20 protein-coding genes and 1 pseudogene are annotated in these 20,245 nt (G+C 58.1%); 6 read left to right on the top strand and 15 right to left on the bottom strand.

Going from position 1 to position 20,245, the window contains the following annotated elements:
• Positions 1–630: nitrile hydratase subunit alpha (gene nthA, locus VGP75_RS03325; protein WP_327542300.1), on the top strand; the 630-nt coding region annotated here is incomplete at its 5' end.
• Positions 627–1,517 carry a lysophospholipid acyltransferase family protein gene (locus VGP75_RS03320; protein WP_327542299.1) on the top strand — a complete coding sequence of 297 codons (891 nt, stop codon included), beginning with the start codon at positions 627–629 and terminating at the stop codon, positions 1,515–1,517. The genes nthA and VGP75_RS03320, both read left to right, overlap by 4 nt.
• On the opposite strand, the gene VGP75_RS03315 is transcribed toward VGP75_RS03320, so the two are convergent.
• On the bottom strand, positions 1,514–2,206 hold the full coding sequence (locus tag VGP75_RS03315; RefSeq protein ID WP_327542298.1) for a DUF1223 domain-containing protein: 693 nt from the start codon (positions 2,204–2,206) through the stop codon (positions 1,514–1,516). The genes VGP75_RS03320 and VGP75_RS03315 overlap by 4 nt on opposite strands.
• Positions 2,207–2,439: 233 nt before the next feature.
• On the opposite strand from VGP75_RS03315, the gene acnA reads away from it, so the two are divergent.
• A complete protein-coding gene (gene acnA, locus VGP75_RS03310) occupies positions 2,440–5,214 on the top strand; it encodes an aconitate hydratase AcnA (RefSeq protein WP_327542297.1) in 2,775 nt (924 codons plus the stop codon).
• 97 nt (positions 5,215–5,311) lie between these two features.
• Here acnA and VGP75_RS03305 read toward each other — a convergent pair whose 3' ends face one another.
• The 10 genes from VGP75_RS03305 to VGP75_RS03260 all read right to left on the bottom strand — a co-directional run bounded on the left by VGP75_RS03305 (position 5,312) and on the right by VGP75_RS03260 (position 12,546).
• Entirely contained in the window at positions 5,312–5,848 is a 537-nt protein-coding gene (locus tag VGP75_RS03305) for a DsbE family thiol:disulfide interchange protein (protein WP_327542296.1), read from the bottom strand.
• Positions 5,841–5,984 (bottom strand): heme exporter protein CcmD, encoded by a 144-nt coding sequence (gene ccmD, locus VGP75_RS03300; protein WP_327542295.1) that lies wholly within the window; start codon positions 5,982–5,984, stop codon positions 5,841–5,843. Before ccmD ends, VGP75_RS03305 begins: the two co-directional genes overlap by 8 nt.
• Positions 5,977–6,705: a heme ABC transporter permease gene (locus tag VGP75_RS03295; RefSeq protein ID WP_327542294.1), complete on the bottom strand. Its 729-nt coding sequence runs from the start codon at positions 6,703–6,705 to the stop codon at positions 5,977–5,979. Before VGP75_RS03295 ends, ccmD begins: the two co-directional genes overlap by 8 nt.
• Positions 6,706–6,747: 42 nt before the next feature.
• Complete coding sequence (gene ccmB, locus VGP75_RS03290; RefSeq protein ID WP_327542293.1) at positions 6,748–7,404, bottom strand: heme exporter protein CcmB; 657 nt, start codon at positions 7,402–7,404, stop codon at positions 6,748–6,750.
• Positions 7,401–8,015, bottom strand: a complete 615-nt coding sequence (gene ccmA / locus VGP75_RS03285) for a heme ABC exporter ATP-binding protein CcmA (RefSeq protein WP_327542292.1) — start codon at positions 8,013–8,015, stop codon at positions 7,401–7,403. The genes ccmB and ccmA overlap by 4 nt, the downstream gene beginning before the upstream one ends.
• The gene (locus VGP75_RS03280) at positions 8,016–8,369 is read right to left on the bottom strand and encodes an Mth938-like domain-containing protein (protein WP_327542291.1); all 354 of its coding nucleotides are present in this window, start codon (positions 8,367–8,369) and stop codon (positions 8,016–8,018) included.
• Between the two features lie 13 nt (positions 8,370–8,382).
• Entirely contained in the window at positions 8,383–9,351 is a 969-nt protein-coding gene (secF, locus tag VGP75_RS03275) for a protein translocase subunit SecF (protein ID WP_327542290.1), read from the bottom strand.
• A 1-nt stretch (position 9,352) separates the two neighbouring features.
• Positions 9,353–11,014, bottom strand: a complete 1,662-nt coding sequence (gene secD, locus VGP75_RS03270; protein WP_327542289.1) for a protein translocase subunit SecD — start codon at positions 11,012–11,014, stop codon at positions 9,353–9,355.
• 24 nt (positions 11,015–11,038) lie between these two features.
• A complete protein-coding gene (yajC, locus tag VGP75_RS03265) occupies positions 11,039–11,323 on the bottom strand; it encodes a preprotein translocase subunit YajC (RefSeq protein ID WP_327542288.1) in 285 nt (94 codons plus the stop codon).
• A 257-nt stretch (positions 11,324–11,580) separates the two neighbouring features.
• Positions 11,581–12,546, bottom strand: a complete 966-nt coding sequence (locus VGP75_RS03260) for a hypothetical protein (RefSeq protein ID WP_327542287.1) — start codon at positions 12,544–12,546, stop codon at positions 11,581–11,583.
• 276 nt (positions 12,547–12,822) lie between these two features.
• Between VGP75_RS03260 and serS the strand changes: the two genes are divergently transcribed.
• Entirely contained in the window at positions 12,823–14,115 is a 1,293-nt protein-coding gene (serS, locus tag VGP75_RS03255; protein WP_327542286.1) for a serine--tRNA ligase, read from the top strand.
• On the opposite strand, the gene VGP75_RS03250 is transcribed toward serS, so the two are convergent.
• Positions 14,112–15,308, bottom strand: a complete 1,197-nt coding sequence (locus tag VGP75_RS03250; protein WP_327542285.1) for a T6SS phospholipase effector Tle1-like catalytic domain-containing protein — start codon at positions 15,306–15,308, stop codon at positions 14,112–14,114. The genes serS and VGP75_RS03250 overlap by 4 nt on opposite strands.
• A 115-nt stretch (positions 15,309–15,423) precedes the next feature.
• On the opposite strand from VGP75_RS03250, the gene VGP75_RS03245 reads away from it, so the two are divergent.
• Positions 15,424–16,137, top strand: a complete 714-nt coding sequence (locus VGP75_RS03245) for a TspO-related membrane protein (protein WP_327542284.1) — start codon at positions 15,424–15,426, stop codon at positions 16,135–16,137.
• Here the strand turns inward: VGP75_RS03245 and der are convergent.
• The 3 genes from der to VGP75_RS03230 are packed head-to-tail and all read right to left on the bottom strand — an operon-like array spanning position 16,118 to position 19,610.
• Positions 16,118–17,584, bottom strand: a complete 1,467-nt coding sequence (gene der, locus VGP75_RS03240; RefSeq protein WP_327542283.1) for a ribosome biogenesis GTPase Der — start codon at positions 17,582–17,584, stop codon at positions 16,118–16,120. The genes VGP75_RS03245 and der overlap by 20 nt on opposite strands.
• A 49-nt stretch (positions 17,585–17,633) precedes the next feature.
• Entirely contained in the window at positions 17,634–18,932 is a 1,299-nt protein-coding gene (locus VGP75_RS03235; RefSeq protein ID WP_327542282.1) for a PQQ-like beta-propeller repeat protein, read from the bottom strand.
• A gap of 21 nt (positions 18,933–18,953) precedes the next feature.
• Positions 18,954–19,610: a tetratricopeptide repeat protein gene (locus VGP75_RS03230; protein WP_327542281.1), complete on the bottom strand. Its 657-nt coding sequence runs from the start codon at positions 19,608–19,610 to the stop codon at positions 18,954–18,956.
• A 265-nt stretch (positions 19,611–19,875) separates the two neighbouring features.
• Here VGP75_RS03230 and VGP75_RS03225 point away from each other — a divergent pair.
• Positions 19,876–20,245: pseudogene (locus VGP75_RS03225) on the top strand (efflux RND transporter periplasmic adaptor subunit); the annotation flags it as partial.

Genomic DNA, 20,245 nt, shown 5'->3' with positions numbered 1-20,245 from the left:
CACGACCACCTGTCGCCCTCGGGTCACCCCTACCGGCCTGACGACGACCACCCGCTGACCTACTGGCAGCAAATGGAAATCGCCGTGCGCGAGTTGCTGATCGAAAAAGGCGTGACCACGGCTGCGGCCATCAACGCCCAGATCGAGGCCATGGACGCGCGCAGCCCTGCCCATGGCGCAGCGGTGGTGGCACGCGCATGGACCGACCCCGATTTCCGCGCGGCCTTGCTGGAAGATGCCAGCGCTGCGACCCGCGATATGGGTTTTGATATCGGTCCGATGCGGCTGATCGCGCTGGAAAATACGGAACACATCCACAATATCGTCGTCTGTACCTTATGTTCCTGCTATCCGCGCAATCTGTTGGGCCTCCCACCCGATTGGTACAAATCCCGCGCCTATCGGTCCCGGACCGTCAAAGAACCACGCAAAGTGCTGGCCGAGTTCGGCGTCACATTGCCCGACACCATCACGGTCCGCGTCCATGACAGCACGGCCGATATGCGCTATGTCGTCATCCCGCACCGCCCCGCCGGCACTGACGGATGGCAGGCAGATGACCTTGCAAAACTCGTCACCCGTGACAGCATGATCGGCACAGGGCTTGCCAAATCACCGGATGCCGCGTGACGACTGAAGAAACCCCGACCGGAACACGGACCGATTGGCTGGCTGACCGCGCCCTGCGCGGGCTGATCGGCACGCTCATGCGCCTGCCATACGAGACGCGCGTGCGTATGATGGGCAGCGCGCTGCGCCGTGCGATCGGACCGTTGGCAGGATACCGCAAACGGGCCGAACAGAACCTGACGCTGGTCTATCCCGACATGGGCGTCATCAAACGGCGGCAGATTGCGGAGCAGTGCTGTGACAACTTCGGACGCACCATTATCGAGAATTATTCATGGCAGGAATTTGGAGAGAAACTACACAATATCAAACCTCAAGGGGACGGTCTTGATGTACTTGCGGATGCCGTGAAATCCAAACGTCCGGTCCTCTTTGTGACCGGCCACTTCGGTAATCACGAAGCCCCGCGTCAGGTGCTGACCGCAATGGGCCATACCATCGGCGGCCTCTATCGCCCGATGCAAAACGCCTACTTCAACGATCACTATGCCAAGACGATGACCTCTTGGGGCGGCCCCGTCTTTGCCCAAGGCAGACGCGGCACCATGGGCTTTGTGCGGCATCTGCGCGGTGGCGGCTTGGGAACTTTGCTTTTTGATGTCGCAGCACCTGGGCCTTCTCTGCCCTTTCTGGGCCATCCTGCGCGCACCTCGGTCTCTGCCGCCGAGATCGCGTTGAAACTCGATGCTGTCATGATCCCTTATTTCGGGATCAGGCAGGCCGACGGGCTTTCATTTCAGGTTGAGGTCGAAGCGCCCATCCTACCTGACACGCCCGATCGTATGCTCTTGGCCATGAATGCACGTCTTGAGGCGCAGATAGCGCGCAATCCAGCCCAGTGGTTTTGGGTGCACAGGCGGTGGAAAAACAGCCGTCGTAATGCCTAGCGCAGCACAGCCGCGCCCACGATCGGGCCATCGGTCGAACGCTGCAAGATCACAACAATAGGGCTATCCCCTTCGACATAGGCCTCAAACGCCAGTGGCGACCGCCCGTCCCATTCGGCAATAACATCCCAAGATGTCACGATATTGGTATAGGTTAAGTTGCGTCCGGCATTTTCCCCGTGTCTGATATCCACGGTTTCCTCGGGCATATAACGGACAAGCTGCACTGCATAATCCCCACCCTGACCAGGCTCAGCAGTGATTAAAACGGCGCCTTCAAGGCGCGTCAGTTTCAGATCAAAGAGGTTCCCTGCCTCTTTTTGTGCCTGAAGCGCATCCATCACCTGCATCGGGCGCGAGCCGACCACCTGCTCAACACCGTTAATAATCATCTGCGGGGTGTAAACCGACGATGCATTCGCCGCGCGTGCATAGGCGTGCTGGCGCTGTGTGAAAGCAGGGTTTGCGAAGATATCCTTCCAACCGAGGTAATCCCAGTAATCCACGTGAAGTGCCAGAGCGATCACATCATCCCGCTTGGCCAGATCACGCAGTATCTCGTCTGCGGGTGGACAGGACGAGCACCCTTGCGAGGTATAAAACTCAACCACCACCGGGCCGTCTTGTGCCGCAACCTGTGTTGCGTGCAAAAAGCCAAAGACTGCCAAGGCAGCAAGGAAATAACGCATCAGGGACCCCGGGTAATTGCTCTTCTGTGTCCGGTTTAATCAGATTAGGGTGAAATGGCCAATCAACGAATTGCGATTGTAAAGTTCACAATGTTTCAGTGTCAAACGGCGTTGATCTTTATTGTGTGCAACAGTATACAACGCTCAAATGCGCCGCATTGCAAGACGAATCTGCATGGTGCATCACCGCGATTAGCAGCCTTGCATAAGCATACGCCACGAAAGGGAACGCCATGACGATCACAGTCGGCAAAGATACTGCCAAGACACGCAAAACCCTCAAAGTCGGTGACCAGTCGGTCGCTTACTATTCGATCCCTGCCGCTGAAGCCGCAGGTCTGGGGGATTTCTCCAAACTGCCCGCAGCCCTGAAGGTCGTGCTTGAAAACCTGCTCCGCTTTGAAGACGGCGGGTTTTCGGTTTCTGTCGACGATATCAAAGCATTCTCCGCATGGGCCGACAACGGCGGCAAGAACCCCCGTGAAATCGCCTACCGCCCTGCCCGCGTGCTGATGCAGGACTTCACCGGCGTACCTGCTGTGGTTGACCTTGCCGCAATGCGTGACGGGATTGTGGCACTCGGTGGCGACGCCCAGCAGATCAACCCGCTGAACCCTGTTGATCTTGTCATCGACCACTCGGTCATGATTGACGAATTCGGCAATCCCCGCGCCTTCCAGATGAACGTGGACCGCGAATATGAACGCAACATGGAGCGTTACCAGTTCCTGAAATGGGGTCAGGGTGCCTTCAACAACTTCCGCGTTGTGCCACCGGGCACAGGCATCTGCCATCAGGTCAACCTTGAATATCTGGCGCAAACCGTCTGGACCGACAAAGACCAGAACGGTGAAGAAGTGGCCTATCCAGACACGCTCGTCGGCACCGACAGCCACACCACCATGGTCAACGGTCTGGCCGTCTTGGGCTGGGGTGTTGGCGGGATCGAGGCCGAGGCCGCGATGCTGGGCCAGCCTGTCTCGATGCTGATCCCCGAAGTTGTCGGGTTCGAGCTGACAGGGCAAATGGTCGAGGGCACCACAGGCACCGACCTTGTACTGAAAGTCGTTGAAATGCTGCGCAACCTTGGCGTTGTGGGCAAATTCGTGGAATTCTACGGAGCGGGCCTTGATGTACTGCCGCTGGCCGACCGTGCGACAATCGCAAACATGGCACCTGAATATGGCGCGACCTGCGGTTTCTTCCCGATTGACGGTGAAACGCTGCGCTACCTGCGCAACACAGGCCGCGACGAAGACCGCATCGCGCTCGTTGAAGCTTACGCCAAGGAAAACGGCTTCTGGCGCGACGAAAACTATGCACCTGTCTACACCGACACGCTGCACCTCGACATGGGCACCATCGTACCTGCGATTTCAGGACCAAAGCGGCCACAGGACTATGTGGCACTGACAAGTGCGGCAAAAGCCTTTGGCGACTACATCAAGGGGCAGCGCACAGAGAAATCCGCCGCCGCCGCAGACAAAGCCGACATGACATCCGAAGGTGGCCCTGTCGCCCCCCACCAGATTCCGGGCAACGAAGGGCATCACAAAAGCCAAAAAGTCGAGGGTGAGGATTATACCTTGCATGACGGCTCTATTGTGATCGCCTCGATCACATCCTGCACCAACACATCCAACCCGTATGTGATGATCGGTGCAGGACTTGTGGCCCGCAAAGCGGCCGCCTTGGGCCTGACCCGCAAGCCTTGGGTCAAGACGTCGCTGGCCCCAGGATCACAAGTGGTCAGCGAGTATCTTGAGGCCGCTGGCCTGCAAGAGGACCTCGACAAGATCGGCTTCAACCTTGTCGGTTACGGCTGCACCACCTGCATCGGCAACTCTGGCCCGATCCAGAAAGAACTGTCCGACGCCATCGCAGCCGGTGATCTGATCGCGACTTCGGTCCTGTCAGGTAACCGCAACTTCGAAGGGCGCATTTCGCCCGACGTACGCGCCAACTATCTGGCCTCTCCACCGCTGGTCGTGGCCTATGCGCTGGCTGGTGACATGAACATCGACATCACCAAGGATCCACTGGGCCAAGATCAGAACGGCAATGACGTATTCCTGCGTGACATCTGGCCAACCAACGCCGAGATCAACGAGTTGGTCGAGAAAACCGTCACCCGCGAGGCGTTCATCAGCAAATACGCTGATGTCTTCAAAGGCGACGAAAAGTGGCAGGCGGTCGAAACTGTGGACAGTGAGACTTACGACTGGCCCGCATCATCGACCTATGTCCAGAACCCGCCCTACTTCAAAGGCATGTCCAAGGACGCAGGCACAATCAAAAACGTCGAAAATGCCAAGGTTCTGGCGGTTCTGGGCGATATGGTCACAACCGACCACATCTCACCCGCCGGTTCGTTCAAAGACACCACCCCGGCAGGACAATACCTGCTGGATCGTCAGGTGCCTGTGCGCGAATTCAACTCCTACGGATCGCGGCGCGGTAACCACGAGGTCATGATGCGCGGCACTTTTGCCAATATCCGCATCAAGAACGAGATGCTGGACGGTGTCGAAGGCGGCTACACCAAAGGCCCCGATGGCGCGCAGACATCCATCTTTGACGCAGCCATGGCCTATCAGGACGCAGGCACCCCGCTCGTCATCTTTGCGGGCGAACAATATGGCGCAGGTTCTTCGCGCGACTGGGCAGCCAAAGGCACCGCACTCTTGGGCGTGAAGGCCGTGATCGCGGAAAGCTTCGAGCGTATCCACCGCTCCAACCTTGTTGGGATGGGCGTTGTACCGTTCGAGTTCACCGGCGGCGATACCCGCAAATCCCTGGGCCTGACCGGTGAGGAAACCGTGACCATCGAAGGTCTGGATGCCGTCAAGCCGCTGCAGGACATGACCGCCAAGATCACAATGGCCGATGGCAGCGTGAAAGAGATCACTGTCAAATGCCGCATCGATACGGCCGTTGAGATCGAATACATCGAAAACGGTGGTGTGCTGCACTATGTGCTGCGGAACCTGGCCAAGGCAGCCGCCTAAGAGAAACGGAAAAGCCCGGTCATAAAGACCGGGCTTTTTTATAAACGCGTGGGTTTCACCCACCCTACGTAGCGTGGGTGAAACCCACGCAAGCCCCCTATTCCATCGCCTTTGCCAGTTCCGGCAAAAACCGCTGCTCATAGTCCGATCCGACCAGGGGCCCGACAAAGCGGAACAAGACGGTTCCGTCACCATCCACAATAAATGTCTCGGGCGGCGCGGTCACGCCCCAGTCGATCGCCGAACGGCCCCGCAGATCAAACCCGGTGGCAAAAAACGGATCATCATAATTCGCCAGATACTCGGAGGCCTGCGGCTGCTGATCGCGGAAATTGATGCCAGCCACGCGGTAACCCTCTGCCTCCAGATCAAGCAGGATCGGATGCTCGGCACGGCATGGCGGACACCAGCTTGCCCAGAAATTCACGATCGTGATCTCACCTGTACGCAGGTCTGCATCCGTCAGCTGCACAGTCCCCTGCACGGCCTCAAGCGGCACGGGGGGGGCCTGATTGCCCACGAAGGTCGACGGCAGCTCATCAGGGTTGTCCCGCATCATACCAGCGATCGCGAGGCCGGCAAAGGCTGCAAAAATCACTGGCGGCAGGATCATCAGGGGTTTGATCTTAGCCATTCTTCTCAACCTCCTCCAAGGCCGCGCGCACCTTTACATAGCGTCGCCAGCTAAGCCACACGAGCACAAGCAGCAAAACAAGGCTCACCCCATAGGCCGACAAAACTTCAATCCGGTAGTCACCTAAATCAGGCACGGCGCGCCCTCGCTTGCAAGGCGCGGATCCGGCGCGCGCGAATTTCGGTACGGGTGCGCATCAGGACGAGCGCGAAGAACAACAGGACAAACCCGGCGATGCAGACAAGGAGCGGGAACCAGAACACATCCGAGATATTCTCTTCCTTATCCAGCGACAGCGTTGCTCCTTGATGCAGCCCTTGGTTCCAGAACCACACCGCATAGCGCGACAGGATCGCGAAGACCGATCCGACCATGCACAAGACGGATGTCAGATCGGCGGCGGTGTCAGGATCTTCAATCGCTTCCCAGAGGGCGATGTAGCCCAGATAAAACAGGAACAGGATCAGGAACGATGTCAAACGCGGTTCCCAAGCCCAATAGGTGCCCCACATCGGCTGCCCCCAGATCCCGCCGGTGAAAAGCGCAATCAGCGTGAAAACAACGCCCACGGGCGCCGCAGCACGCGCAGCAAGCGCCGACACATGATGCCGGCGGATGACCCATATCAAAGAGGCCACCACCATCATGATCCACGCATTGATCGCCATCAAGGCGGAGGGCACGTGCAGATAGATGATTTTTACGGTTGAACCTTGGCGAAAATCGTCGGGCGTAAAAAAGAAACCCCAAACGAGGCCCACAACCAGACACACCCCTGCCAGGGCAAAGCTCCACGGCAGGACCGGACGGGTCCACCCCATGAAACGCCTCGGATTTGCATATTCCCACATCGACATGGCGGTTATCTATCCTTCATGGTCCTGCCCAACAATCCCCGATCACCGCAGATTGATGCGTAACACAGCCGCAGTAGCAAATGGCAAAAGCGCGAAACACCCTGCGGTGATCCCCGCCATCAACATCAACGCACCTGTCGGGTCGAGGCCCTCTGCCCCGCGGCGCACGGCCTCGGCCCCGAAAATCAATGTAGGCACATAAAGCGGCAGCACCAGTAGCGACAACAACAATCCGCCACGCCGGATGCCCACGGTCAGCGCTGCCCCGAATGTCCCGATCATCGACAGCGCAGGCGTGCCCAGCAACAGCGAGATCAGCAGATAGGCGTAGGCCTCGGTCGCAAGGCTCAGCAGGAACCCCAAAGCGGGTGCCGCCAACGTCAAAGGCAGACCTGTCGTGATCCAATGCGCCAGCGCCTTCATCAGCGCAGCCCCTTCCATCGGCAGCGGCGATGTGGCCAAAAGGCCCAGCGAGCCATCCTCGAAATCCAGTGCAAAAATCCGGTCCAGCGACAAAAGCGCCGCCAAGAGCGATGCAACCCAAAGGATGCCGGGGGCGATACGCGACAAAAGCTCTGTCTCTGGGCCAACCCCGAAGGGAACCAGCACCACAACGATGAGGAAAAAAGCAAGGCCCAGACCAAAACCGCCCCCGGCACGGAACGCAAGCCGCAGGTCCCGCAAGAGAAGCGCGATCACAAGAAAGCCTCGTCTGATCCGCCATTGGCATCCGCTGCTGACTTGAACGGGGTCAGATCCAATTCGGGCGCCGCCAGCCCCAGATCAATATGCGTGGCAATCACCGCCACACCTCCCGCTGCAAGATGCGTATCTTGTAGCCAGTCGGCAAAGAGTTTCACAGAAAACCGGTCAAGCGACACGGTTGGTTCATCCAGAAACAAAACCTTCCGGCCGATAACACCCAATCGCGCCAGACCAAGACGGCGCTTTTGCCCCGCGGACAAGGTGCCGCCCAAACGGTCGCGCAGATCGGACAGATCAAAGGTTTCCAAAATCGTAGCAGGCAGGGCTGCACCATGCACATCTGCCCAGAATTTCAGGTTTTCAGTGACTGTCAGCGCAGTCTTGATGCCGTCCGCGTGACTGGCATAGGCCCCTTCCTCTTCAGGAAAGTCGATTTCACCCTCAATCGGCGGCTGCAACCCTGCCAGCGTGCGCAGCAGCGTGGTTTTACCGACGCCATTGGGACCGCGCAGAATGATTGCCTGCCCCGCAGCCACCTCGAAACTGACGTCCGTCAGCACCGGCACGCCGCCCCGGGCGCAGCCTAGATTGCGAACCCGCAGCATTCAGACAGGCAAAAGGGCCACGGCAACGCGCCGGCCCTCGGACAAAAGGACGTTATAGGTTCGGCACGCCGCAGGGGATGCCATGGTTTCCACGCCAATTCCAGCATCCTCCAACACGGTGCGGAAGGCCACCGGCGGATGCGCGATTTCGGCACCGGTGCCAACGAACAGCACGTCAATATCGGCCACGTGATCCAGCACAGCAGCGGTATCTTCAAACCCGCCCCAGCCGTTTACCCCCGAGGGCATCACAAGAACGGCACCGTCATAGCGTTTACCGCCAACACGGAAAAACCCCGTGCCATAGCCGTCAATCGGCACGGCATCATTATAGCTGATTTCGTTCAGACGCATGTCTCACCTCCATTCAGGTGTCGATGTGGCCGTATTTCGTTCCCGCGCTTGGATCTTTCTTGGACCAGTCACGCTTCACGCCAAGCACCAGCAGGATCGCCGATGCCACAAAAATCGACGAATAGGTCCCGATCAACACGCCCCACATCATCGCAAAGACAAACCCGCGGATCACGTCACCGCCCAGGATGAACAACGCCAAAAGCGCAAGCATCGTGGTTACCGAGGTCATGATTGTCCGGCTCAGCGTTTCGTTGATCGACAGGTTCAGCACCTCCTTGAGGTCTTTTTTCTTATACTTGCGCAGGTTTTCCCGCACGCGGTCGAACACGATCACCGTATCGTTGATCGAATAGCCCACGATGGTCAGCAAAGCCGCGATAATCGCCAGATCGAATTTGATCTGAAGCTCCGAAAAAATTCCGATGGTCAGGATCACATCGTGACACAGCGCCAGCACAGCGCCGACCGCAAACTGCCACTCAAAGCGCAACCAGATATACAGAAGGATCGCGATCACCGCCAAAGCAACCGCGATGATTGCGGTCTGGATCAGCTCACCCGAGACCTTGGGCCCAACGGATTCGACCGAAGGGAACGTCATATTCGGATCAATCGTCCGCAACGCAGCCTGCACTTGATCAATTGTTTCGGACGCAATCCGCTCATCGCCTTCCTGCGCCTGAATCCGCACCATTGCCACGTGCTGGTTTTCGTCGAATGACGGATCAAACACCTCGGCAATTGATACATCACCCAGCTCCAGCGTCTCAAGCGCCGCACGGTATTGGGCCACATCGACAGGCGTTTCGGATTGGGTGCGGATGCTTGTGCCGCCCTGAAAATCGATCCCGTAGTTCAAGCCCTGGATCAGAAACGATGCAAAAGCAATGACCATGGCGATCATGGAAATGCCCAGCCAGATGCGGGCGCGGCTGAAGAAATCGATCGTTGTGTTTTCGCGAACCAGTCTCAGGCGCATATCAAACCTCGATTGTTTTGGGGCGGGTGCGCGAGAACCAGATCACAATCATGGACCTGGTGACAAAAATCGCAGTGAAGACAGATGTGATAATCCCAAAGCCCAAGGTCACGGCAAAGCCGCTGACCGGACCAGAGCCCATGGTGAACAGGATCACAGCGGTCATGAAGGTGGTGATATTGGCGTCGATGATCGAGGACAGTGCCTTTTCATAGCCCAACTCGATTGCGCGCGCGGGTCCTTTGGCGGTTTTCAACTCTTCTCGGATCCGCTCGAACACGATCACATTGGCATCCACCGCCATACCGATGGTCAGAACGATGCCCGCGATGCCCGGCAATGTCAGCGTGGCACCGACAATGCTCAGCAAACCAAAAAGCAAACCGACGTTTATGATAAGTGCGATATTGGCAAATACACCAAACAATCCGTAGCTAAGCACCATATAAATCAGAATGGCGATACCCGCGACGATACAGGCCACCTGCCCCGCCGCGATACTATCCGCACCCAGTTCGGGGCCGATCGTCCGCTCTTCCAGGAACGTCAGTTCCGCAGGCAACGCACCTGCACGCAGCAGGACCGCCAGATTAGTGGCTTCTTCAACCGTGAAATTACCGGTGATGATGCCCGAACCGCCCGGAATATGGCTCTGGATCGTTGGGGCGGAAATCACCTCATTATCCAGCACGATCGCAAAGGGGCTACCAATGTTTTCCAACGTGTAGTCGCCGAACTCACGGGCCGCAGAGGTATTGAAGCGGAACGCCACCGCGGGGCGGCCGTTCTGGTCGAAATCCAGCTGTGCGTTCTGCAGGTCTTCGCCGGTCACAACCGGACGACGCTCCAGAATATAGAAAAGGCCCGCTGTCTCTTGGGCAGGCACGATCATATTGCCGGTCCCGGCAGATGCATCGGGATCGCCCGTCGTGCCTTCAACGGGGTTGAATGTCAGCTGTGCAGTAGTGCCCAGCAGTTCGATGATCTCGTTGGCCGAGCCGACACCGGGCACCTGCACCAGAATACGCTCTGCGCCTTGCCGCTGTATGGTTGGCTCTCGGGTGCCGACCTCGTCAATCCGGCGACGAATGATCTCAAGGGTTTGCAGGATCGTCCGCTCATTCATCGCGGACATTTCTGCATCGCTCAGCGTGATGGTCAGCAATGTCCCATTCAAACGGACATCAATATTGGTGGCCGCCGCACCGGTAAAGGACGCAACCGGTGTCGCCAAACTCCGCGCAATCTCGAAGGCACGGGTTACACCTGCCGCCTCGGAAATACGGACACGCAATTCTGTGGGCGGGCTATCCTCGCGGGTGACGAACCCGACGGTGTCACGCTCAACGGCCAAGGCATCGCGCACTGATGGCCAGAAGCCTTCTAGGAATGAGGCATGCACATCCTGCACCTGCACTTCGACCAACAGGTGTGCCCCACCGCGCAAATCAAGCCCGAGGTTGACAAGGCCGGAGGGCAGAAAACTGGGCCACTGTGCGGCATCAGCGGCAAGCGCGTCATTGGTGATCCCGGTGTCTATGACCGCCATTGCATCATTATGCGTCTCGACACGACCATAAAAGCCGTTGGGCAAGGCAAACATCAGACCAACGACAACTGTGATCCAGATCATCAGCTGCTTGGGGAACGAAATATTGAGCATAAAAGCGCGCCTCGCCGGCCAGTCTTAGGATTTTGCCGGTTCTGTCTTGTTCATGACGGTCGCGATTGTGGATTTCACCACGCGGACATTCACGCCCTTTGCAATCTCGACTTCGACTTCGTTGGTGCCGTCTTCTTTGACTTTCACGATCTTACCGACCAGACCGCCTTGGGTGATAATCTGATCACCCCGACGCAGGCTTTCCAGCATGGCAGCATGCTCTTTCAACTTTTTCTGCTGTGGCCGGATCAGCAGGAAATACATGATCGCGAAGATCAACAAGAGCATAATCAGGTCGGCAGGTCTCATAAATCCATCCCTTTTGGTCGTGCGGCTTTAGCGCCTTGGAAACTCGCGGCACATTATGTCCGCCACCTGTGATTGGCAACCGCGATTGGCCCGAATTGAACAGGCTTTCGTGCCATATGGGTTGGCTGTCCGTCGAAAGCAATCACAATGCGGCGCTTTCGGTGCGAATTGCTTGAGAGCCGCAAGTTTCGAAGCTTGCAAGCAAACAAAAAGGCCCGCAGCAAACTGCGGGCCTTTTCAAGAAGATTAAATTCGACTTAGAGGAATCCGAAACCGCCGAACAGCAGACCAAAACCTGCATTTGGCTGCACACCAATGATGCCTGTTTCCAGGTCGTTCATCGCGTCATCCATCATGTTGCGGTCCAGACGCTTGCGCGCGCCCATCTCGTAAGTCAGACCAACTGCAAACGCATCTGCGCCAGTTCCACCATCGACATCGATGTTGGTATAGCGTGCCGTTGCCGCAACACCCGGTGCGAACTCATACGCGCCACCGACCGAAAGGGCTGTGTACTCGCCGATGAAATCGTCGCCGGAAGCAGCTTCGACGCCACCTGTGATGCTGATTGCATCGTCAAAGCGGTAGGCACCGCGCAGGCCATAAAGCCCAAAATCCACGTCAGTGACGCTTGTGTAGTAAGCACGGCCGAAAATCTGCCCCGCATCATATTCTGCAGACAGGAAATAGGCCGTCTCATCAACATCAGAAATGCTCTCGACGATACCACCGACGGTCACGCCGGGTGCAACTTCACCTTCCGCAAAGAGCGTGGTGATTTCAAAGTCGTCAAAGTCTTGGTCAGGACGGTTGTAGTTGATAGCCACACCAAACGCGCCGGTTTGATACTGTCCAAACAGATTGTAGCCGCTAAAGTCGTCGTCGCCACCGCCAAAATCGATTGCTGTATTTGTAAAACCGGCGCCGACCAGAACTTCGGGCGTGATTGCGTATCCGGCATACAGATCAAGAGTGCGGATGGTGACATCTGAACCGGAGCCATCGTCAAAACTGTCGTTTGAAATGCCTGCGCCCAAGACAAATTGGTCGAGAGTGTACTCGCCATCACCTTCCAGACCGAAATTTGTGATTTCATCGCCACCACTGTCTTCTATCGAAAGCACAGTATAATCGAGGCTAAACGCACCATAGGTCAGTTCCTGTGCGAACGCCGGGGATGCCATGACACCAAGCGCTGCGATCGAGAGAGTCGTTCTATTCATCGGTTTTCCTATCGAATTACATGTTTCGTGACCGCTCATATGCGAAAAAAATCCGCTTTGGGCAACCCGCCGAGAAGTGTTTTTTCAAAGCATTTCAAAGGCTTTTTTGTGGCAAACCCAGCATCTCTTTCACGCCTCGCTATCATAGCATAATATCAACCGAATGAATAGTTGAGCCGACTGTGAAGCAGCTGCTGATTGTGCTTTCTATGCTTCACTTGCCGGGCACAATCAGGCATATCACCGTCACGCAAACACCCGAGAAGGACCGATGCTATGCATGATATCCGCACCATCCGTGACAACCCCGCTGCTTTTGATGCGGCCCTGTCTCGTCGTGGACTTGCACCTGTATCGTCCCGGATCCTTGCGATGGATGAGGCGCGCCGCGCCAAAATACTCGCGGCTGAAACCGCGCAGGCCGAGGCCAATAAAGCCGCCAAAGACGTCGGCGCCGCCAAGGCCCGCGGTGACGAGGCCGAGTTCGAACGCCTGCGCGCGCTTGTTGGTGAAAAGAAAGCACAGATCGCAGCGTTGAATGACGAGGCCAAAGCCGAGGATGCCGCCCTCACCGATCTTTTGATGGGCATCCCGAACCTGCCTGACGACAGTATCCCCGATGGTGCGGACGAAAACGACAACGTCGAAATCCACCGGCATGGCACCCCCCGCGCCCTTGATTTCGCGCCACTAGAACACTTTGATATCCCCGCCATCCGTCCAGGCATGGATTTCGAAACCGCCGCAAAACTGTCCGGTAGCCGTTTTGTCCTGCTGTCGGGTGCTGTGGCGCGTCTCCACCGTGCGCTGGCGCAATTCATGCTGGACGTACATGTGGAAGAACACGGCCTGACCGAAACCATCACCCCTGTGCTGGTGCGCGAGGACATGATGTATGGCACAGGCCAATTGCCGAAGTTCGGCGATGACAGCTATCAGACCACCAACGGCTGGTGGCTGATCCCCACCGCTGAAGTAACCCTGACCAACATCGTGAACGGCCTCACAGTCGACGAAAGCTACCTGCCCCGCCGCTATGTGGCGCATACCCAGTGTTTCCGCTCCGAGGCAGGCAGCGCGGGTCGAGATACATCGGGCATGTTGCGCCAACACCAGTTCGAAAAGGTCGAGATGGTCAGCATCACAAAGCCCGAGGATAGCGCCGCCGAGCACGACCGCATGACCAAACAGGCGCAGGCGATCCTTGAAAAGCTGGACCTGCCCTACCGCACCGTTGTGCTGTGCACCGGCGATCTGGGTGCAGGTATGCGCAAAACCCACGATATCGAGGTCTGGCTGCCCGGTCAGAATACGTACCGCGAAATCAGCTCTGTCTCTGTCGCGGGCGATTATCAGGCGCGCCGGATGAACGCCCGCTACAAGCCCGAGGGCGGTGGCAAGCCGCAGTTCGTCCATACGCTGAACGGATCGGGCCTTGCCGTCGGGCGCACGCTGATTGCTGTCGTGGAAAACGGCCAGCAGGCTGATGGCTCGGTGGATCTTCCTGCCGCCATGCACCCCTATCTGCGCGGCAAGACGCGGATCAACGCAGACGGCCAGATGGTCTAGCGCGGCGGCAAGAGATCGTCCTTTGTGAGGGTCTCTTGCAGTTTTGGCAGAACTTTTGCGAGCGTCTTGGGCTGATAAGCCGGATCACAGGCGATCCGGTCGATAGCTGTCTGGCTCACATCCACCACACGCGTCGGCCCGTCGCGATCGAAAGGGCGCAACCGCATCACGCGGGCCAACAATCCCAAACGGGACTGATTGACCAGCGCCTCGCGGATGTTGCGCCCTTCCCGGACCTGCGCCAGTTTCGCATTGTCCATGCACAGTTCCGCTTTTTGTGCCCCTTCTGCGACCCAATCAAACGCGAAGGCCGAGAGCCCCAACCGGTCGCCCCCGCCCCCGACTGATCCATGATCGCCTGGGAACCATTCCTGCCGGTAGGGCCAGTCCGCGCGGGTGGCGGGATCAAGACTTGTCTCCTCATCCAGTCCCAGCGCCGTCCGGTTCATGCGGTCCAGCTTGTCTGACCAAAGAGCCGGCGCAAATGTCCGGCGCTGCTCGTCGATCGCGACGGCGTGACGGGCAGATAGAACCGTGCGCGACAGATCCGCATCGTGGAACTGATGCCTTTTGTTGAAAAGTGGTGCGGCAGCCCAATACCCGGGAACCCCCAGCGCACCAACCGTATCCCAGACCCCAAGATATTTGATCGTCAGGTTCACACAGAGGCCCGGGTTTGTCTTTTGCCGCCAGTTCCATTCCAATTGGCTTGTCGCCGTGTAAGGCGCAAAATCGCGGCGCCAGGCAAAGCTTGCCGGATCATCCGGCTTGGTGTCCTTGGAGCGCGACCGATAGCGCCGGATCGCCTCGCCGATACGGCCCACATTTTCGCGCGGCGGGATCCCGCAAGAGCGCAGTAGTCCGGCCAATGACCGCGCCGTATAGGCCCCGCGCGAAAAACCGAAGATGAAAATCTCGTCCCCCGGTTCATAGCAAAACACCAAAGCACGATAGGCATCCTCAATATTCTCGATCAGGCCCCAACCCATTGCGCCACCGGCGAAGCGGTCCAACCACCGCGCGACAGCGTTTGACCCGCGCCCGGCCCCGACGCCCAGCACATAAAATACCTGCTGTTTGCGCCCGTCATCTGCCGTGTGTTTGACCGCCTGCGCCATGCGCACCACATTCGTGGGGTTCACAGCATCATGGCGGTTCCATGTCCCGTCACAAAAAATCGCAATACGTTTCACGGCAATCTCCTAAATTGAATAAGTGAATGCTGGCGCAAGGGCCGGTTGTAAGCAAGTCGGCGCCGCCATGACTTTTTTGGTAGAACTCTATACGCAGACAGAGGATAACGGGGGCATGAAAAATATTCTCGCTCTTCTCACCCTTCTCTTTACCATCACTTTTGTGGTGTCTCCTGCGCTGACCATCCCGTTTAGCGGATTTCGCGCCGATCAACTGCCTTTTCCGCAGATTGATCCGCCTGTGCAGCCCGAAGGCTATGCCTTTGCAATCTGGGGGCTGATCTATGGCTGGCTCGTGGTCTCGGCGGTCTACGGAATCATCAAACGGGCCGACAGCCGCGAATGGAATTATGCCCGTCCGCCACTGATCATCAGTCTTGCCGTTGGCACGCCATGGCTTGCTGTGGCAAACGTCAGTGCAATCTGGGCGACCGTCCTGATCTTCGTTATGGCCGCCGCCGCCATCGCGGCCCTCTTGCGCGCACCACGCAAGCACCGCTGGTTCTTTCGGATACCTGTGGGGATCTACGCAGGCTGGCTGACGGCCGCGTCCTTTGTGTCACTGGGCAGCACCGCCGCAGGCTATGGCATCGGCCCCACAGCGCAGGGCTGGGCCTATATCGGCATCACCGGTGCCTTGGTCGTCACCGTAGCCGTCCTGACCCGCGTCAAATCGCCCGCCTACGCGCTGACCGTGATCTGGGCGCTGGCAGGGATCATCGTGGCCAATGGTGCCGCAAACTGGACCGTATCGGCGCTCGCGGCCATCGGCGTGGTGATCCTTCTGGGGCTGATCGCCAGAATGCGGGTCAGCTTGACCCCTTCTTAAGGTGCTTTGACAAACGTGACGGCTGCGAGGACTTTTTGTCCTTATAGGGGTTCTTGTCGCCCTGATCGCGCAAATAAAGCCGGATCGGCGTGCCCGGCATATCAAAGTCAACGCGTAAGCCGTTGACAAGATATCGTTTATAGCTTTCCGGCATTAGATCAGGATGCGACGTCATCACAACAAACGCAGGCGGGCGCGTCTTGACTTGGGTCATATAGCGCATCTTGATCCGCTTGCCGCCCGGTGCGGGTGGCGGGTGCTGTTCCAGCATCCCCGTCAGCCAACGGTTCAGTTGTGCGGTTGAAATGCGACGGTTCCAGACCTCATGGGCGCGCATGATGGCTTGCTGCAAACGGTCAAGCCCTTTGCCTGTCTTGGCCGACACCGTGACCAAAGGCGCACCGCGCAGTTGCGGCAAAAGCCGCTCAAAGCTTTCGCGCAATTCTTTCAGCTTGGTCTGCTTTTCGTCCTCGACGTCCCATTTGTTGATGGCCACAACAACGGCCCGGCCTTCACGTTCGGCCAGATCGGCGATGCGCAAATCCTGCTGCTCGAAGGGGATTTCGACATCCAGCAGAACCACGACGACTTCGGCAAATTTCACAGCACGCAGACCGTCGGACACGGACAGCTTTTCCAGCTTTTCCTGCACTTTGGCTTTTTTGCGCATCCCTGCGGTATCAAAAATCCGCATCGGCACAGGCACACCGTCCGGCCCCGCCCAATCCTGCTGCACCGAGATCGCATCGCGGGTAATCCCCGCTTCAGGTCCGGTCAACAGCCGTTCTTCGCCAATGATCTTGTTGATCAGCGTCGATTTACCCGCATTCGGGCGGCCCACCACGGCAATCTGCAAAGGCTTGGCGCGAGTTGGAATACGCGGTGCGTCTTCGTCATCCTCGCCCACATCAACATCAATCTCGGGCGCGTCTGCGGCGGCTTTTTCCTCATGCGCCTCGGCAATCGGGCGCAGCGCATCCATCAACTCACCCATGCCCTCGCCGTGTTCGGCGGACATGCGGATCGGTTCGCCCAGACCCAGCGCATAGGCCTCAAGGATGGTCGCGTCGGCGGCCTTGCCTTCGCCCTTGTTGGCAGCAAGGATCACATTGGCGTTTTTCTTGCGCAGAATATCGGCGAACACCTCATCAGCAGGCAGAACACCGGCGCGCGCGTCGATCATGAAAAGGCAGACATCGGCCATTTCCACGGCACGTTCGGTTAGACGCCGCATCCTGCCTTGCAGGCTGTCGTCTGTCGCTTCTTCCAGACCCGCGCTGTCAATCACGGTAAAGCGCAGATCGGCAATCCGCCCCTCACCTTCGCGCAAATCACGCGTTACCCCCGGCTGGTCATCGACCAAGGCCAGTTTCTTGCCCACCAGACGGTTGAACAAGGTGGATTTGCCCACATTCGGACGGCCCACAATTGCGAGGGTAAAGGTCATTTTGTCAGCTCCTGACGGTCTACGCCTGCGCGCTTACACCAACGCGCGCCTAACGGAAAGCGTGCAATTGACCGTCTTTGCTGAGGACATAAAGCGTCTGGCCCGCCACAACAGGCCCGGAGGCCGCGCCGCCGGGCAGAGCAATCTGCCCCAAGGACGCACCAGATGCGGGATCGAACTGCCGGATCTGCCCGTCAGACGAGGTGACAATCAGCCGACCACCGGCCAGAACAGGGCCGTAATGCGTGAAGATACGTCTTTCGCGTCGCGGGTTCGCACCGTCTTCAAGCACCGGCAACGGGACACGCCAGACGGGGCTGCCGGAGTTTGCATCCAGCCGGACAAGCTCATTGACATCGTTGATCAGGAACACGGCATCACCGACAACCCAGACGGGGCTCAGAGACCCTTCGGTTGCGGTCCACAGGCGCGCGCCATCGCGCAGATCAAAGGCGGCGGTGCGGCCCCCAAAGTTGCCGATATAGACGCGATTGCCCACAATCACCGGATCACCCGAGATATCATTGATAACGGCCGAGGCACTGCCCAACCGGTCACCGGTGACAACCGAAGACCACCGTGTCAGCCCGCCACGGGGATAGGTTGCCAGCACCTCACCCGACGGAAACGGAAATACAACATATTCGCCACTGACCGCAGGCGATGCCCCGCCCGCGAAATTCGCGGTGGATGGCGCACCTGAACGTTGCCAGCGGATTCGGCCATTGGTCACATCAAGGGCCCAGGCGGTGCTGTCGCGGGCCACGACATAAACCAGATCGCCCTGCAGTGTGGGTGCGGCATTCGCCGGTGCATCAAGGTCCTGCACCCAGATTTCAGCACCTGTGGCCGCATCAAGGGCCGTGATTTCACCGAATCCGGTGGTGACGTATACACGTCCTCCGCCGACAGAAATGCCCCCGCCAGAGGCATCCGTCGCATTATCGCGCGTAGGCGTCAGGTCACGAGTCCAGATATTTCCGCCATCAACAGATGTCGCTGTCACAAGGGCACGTGCGTCAACGGTATAGATGATCCCGTTTGCCACAACAGGGTGCGATGTGATCCGCGCGCGCCGGCTGTCGCCTTCTCCGATATTCACCGAAAACAGCGGGCTCAGGGACGCCCCGAGTGCCGGATGCGTGATGGTATGGCTGGGGCTGCCGTTGCGGTGCGTCCAGTCGGCATTCACCTGTGCTGCAGGCAACGCCACAGGGCGGCTTTCATTGGCCAAAACGGCCTGCCCACGAATATCGAAACGGTCGCCGGGCAGGATGACATCATCGTCACCGCATGCCGCCAAAAGAACGAGGCTGATCGCTACGGTGATGGTTACTCTTAAGGTCACGTGTCAGATCCTATCTGCGCTTTACTGGCTCACAGGGTCGGGCATGGGTTCGCCCAGTGCCACCATGAGGCTCTGGACACGCTCGCGCAAGCCACGTGTCACACCGGCGTCTTCTTCAATCTGGCGCAGAAACGCCAAACCCGCGTCAATGTCACCCTCTGTCAGGGACAGATAGGCAAGCTGCTCAAGCGCCAAAAGGCGGAACGGCTCACCCGGCTGGGCCAGTGCATCGAGCTGGATACGGCGGGTATTGATGTCATCGACCGGCAACATCGCCATCTTGAAAGCCGCCAGTTCACGGTACATTTCCGGCACATCGGGGTTGATGGCAACACGGTTCAATGTCGCCAAGGCGCCCACATTGTCACCTGCTTCTTCCTGTGTGGAGGCCTGCAAAAGCAATGTCACCGCAACGGCTGCACCCGCGGCCTCGATCTCGGCCATTGCCGCTGCGCGCGCCGCAGGGTCGGGCTCTTCGAGAGCTGCCATGATCGCATCACCGGTTGCCTGTGCAGTCGCACGCTCTTGCGCGTTGCGATATTCGTTCCAGGCCGCACCACCGACAAGCAACAAGACTGCCGCGACACCGATCCAGCCATACCGGCGCAAATACCCATACAGCTTTTCGCGGCGGACTTCTTCGGTGACTTCATTGATAAAACTGTCAGTGTCGCTCACCTTGGTCCCCAATTTGGCATAATTCTGTAATCTCTTTGGGCGTACATATCGTGAAGCCTGCGCGATGAACAAGAGGCCAGCGTGATTTGCGCGGGGGAAAGCCGCAATTGATGCGCAAAACGGTGCTTGTCGGGACAGGGTTGGCAGTATAATCTGAACTGAGCAGTTTAGTATGGCAAAGTGATCCTTCCGCCGCGACCGGACGTAAAGACAATAGACCGATCATTGTGCCATCGCGTGCATCGATCGCAAGAGAGATGATAAAATGAAACTCATACCGATCATCACAGCGCTTTTGGTGCTTGCTGGCCTTTACATGGTCGTCTTCGAGCGGGATGTGCTTCTCGGCGTAGCCCAGCCCACCGCGCCTCAAGAAGCCGTCATGGACACTGCCGATGCCACGGCCCCAGAAAGCGTTGTTGCGGATGCAACCGCAGTCAGTGTCATTGCGATGCATTCCGTGGCGCAAACCATTGACAGCGCTGTGATCCTGCGCGGCCGCACCGAGGCCGCACGCAAGGTCACGGTCGCTGCTGAAACATCGGGCCTTGTGATCTCGGAGCCGTTGCGCGCTGGCACTTCGGTGAATGCGGGCGACGTTTTATGCCGGCTTGACCCGGGCACACGCGAAGCGT

Origin of the sequence: Yoonia sp. (genome assembly GCF_036007805.1) — a bacterium.
Taxonomy (GTDB): Bacteria; Pseudomonadota; Alphaproteobacteria; order Rhodobacterales; family Rhodobacteraceae; genus Yoonia.
This window is presented reverse-complemented; position numbering and strand designations above follow the sequence as displayed.

What these genes read in the sequence shown, in the direction of transcription:
- VGP75_RS03245 (WP_327542284.1), top strand. Translation starts at nt 15,424, where the DNA reads ATGAAAAATATTCTCGCTCTTCTCACCCTTCTCTTTACCATCACTTTT.
- VGP75_RS03315 (WP_327542298.1), bottom strand. Translation starts at nt 2,206, where the DNA reads ATGCGTTATTTCCTTGCTGCCTTGGCAGTCTTTGGCTTTTTGCACGCA.
- serS (WP_327542286.1), top strand. Translation starts at nt 12,823, where the DNA reads ATGCATGATATCCGCACCATCCGTGACAACCCCGCTGCTTTTGATGCG.
- ccmA (WP_327542292.1), bottom strand. Translation starts at nt 8,015, where the DNA reads ATGCTGCGGGTTCGCAATCTAGGCTGCGCCCGGGGCGGCGTGCCGGTG.
- VGP75_RS03305 (WP_327542296.1), bottom strand. Translation starts at nt 5,848, where the DNA reads ATGGCTAAGATCAAACCCCTGATGATCCTGCCGCCAGTGATTTTTGCA.
- acnA (WP_327542297.1), top strand. Translation starts at nt 2,440, where the DNA reads ATGACGATCACAGTCGGCAAAGATACTGCCAAGACACGCAAAACCCTC.
- VGP75_RS03280 (WP_327542291.1), bottom strand. Translation starts at nt 8,369, where the DNA reads ATGCGTCTGAACGAAATCAGCTATAATGATGCCGTGCCGATTGACGGC.
- VGP75_RS03260 (WP_327542287.1), bottom strand. Translation starts at nt 12,546, where the DNA reads ATGAATAGAACGACTCTCTCGATCGCAGCGCTTGGTGTCATGGCATCC.
- yajC (WP_327542288.1), bottom strand. Translation starts at nt 11,323, where the DNA reads ATGAGACCTGCCGACCTGATTATGCTCTTGTTGATCTTCGCGATCATG.
- secD (WP_327542289.1), bottom strand. Translation starts at nt 11,014, where the DNA reads ATGCTCAATATTTCGTTCCCCAAGCAGCTGATGATCTGGATCACAGTT.
- VGP75_RS03295 (WP_327542294.1), bottom strand. Translation starts at nt 6,705, where the DNA reads ATGTCGATGTGGGAATATGCAAATCCGAGGCGTTTCATGGGGTGGACC.
- der (WP_327542283.1), bottom strand. Translation starts at nt 17,584, where the DNA reads ATGACCTTTACCCTCGCAATTGTGGGCCGTCCGAATGTGGGCAAATCC.
- secF (WP_327542290.1), bottom strand. Translation starts at nt 9,351, where the DNA reads ATGCGCCTGAGACTGGTTCGCGAAAACACAACGATCGATTTCTTCAGC.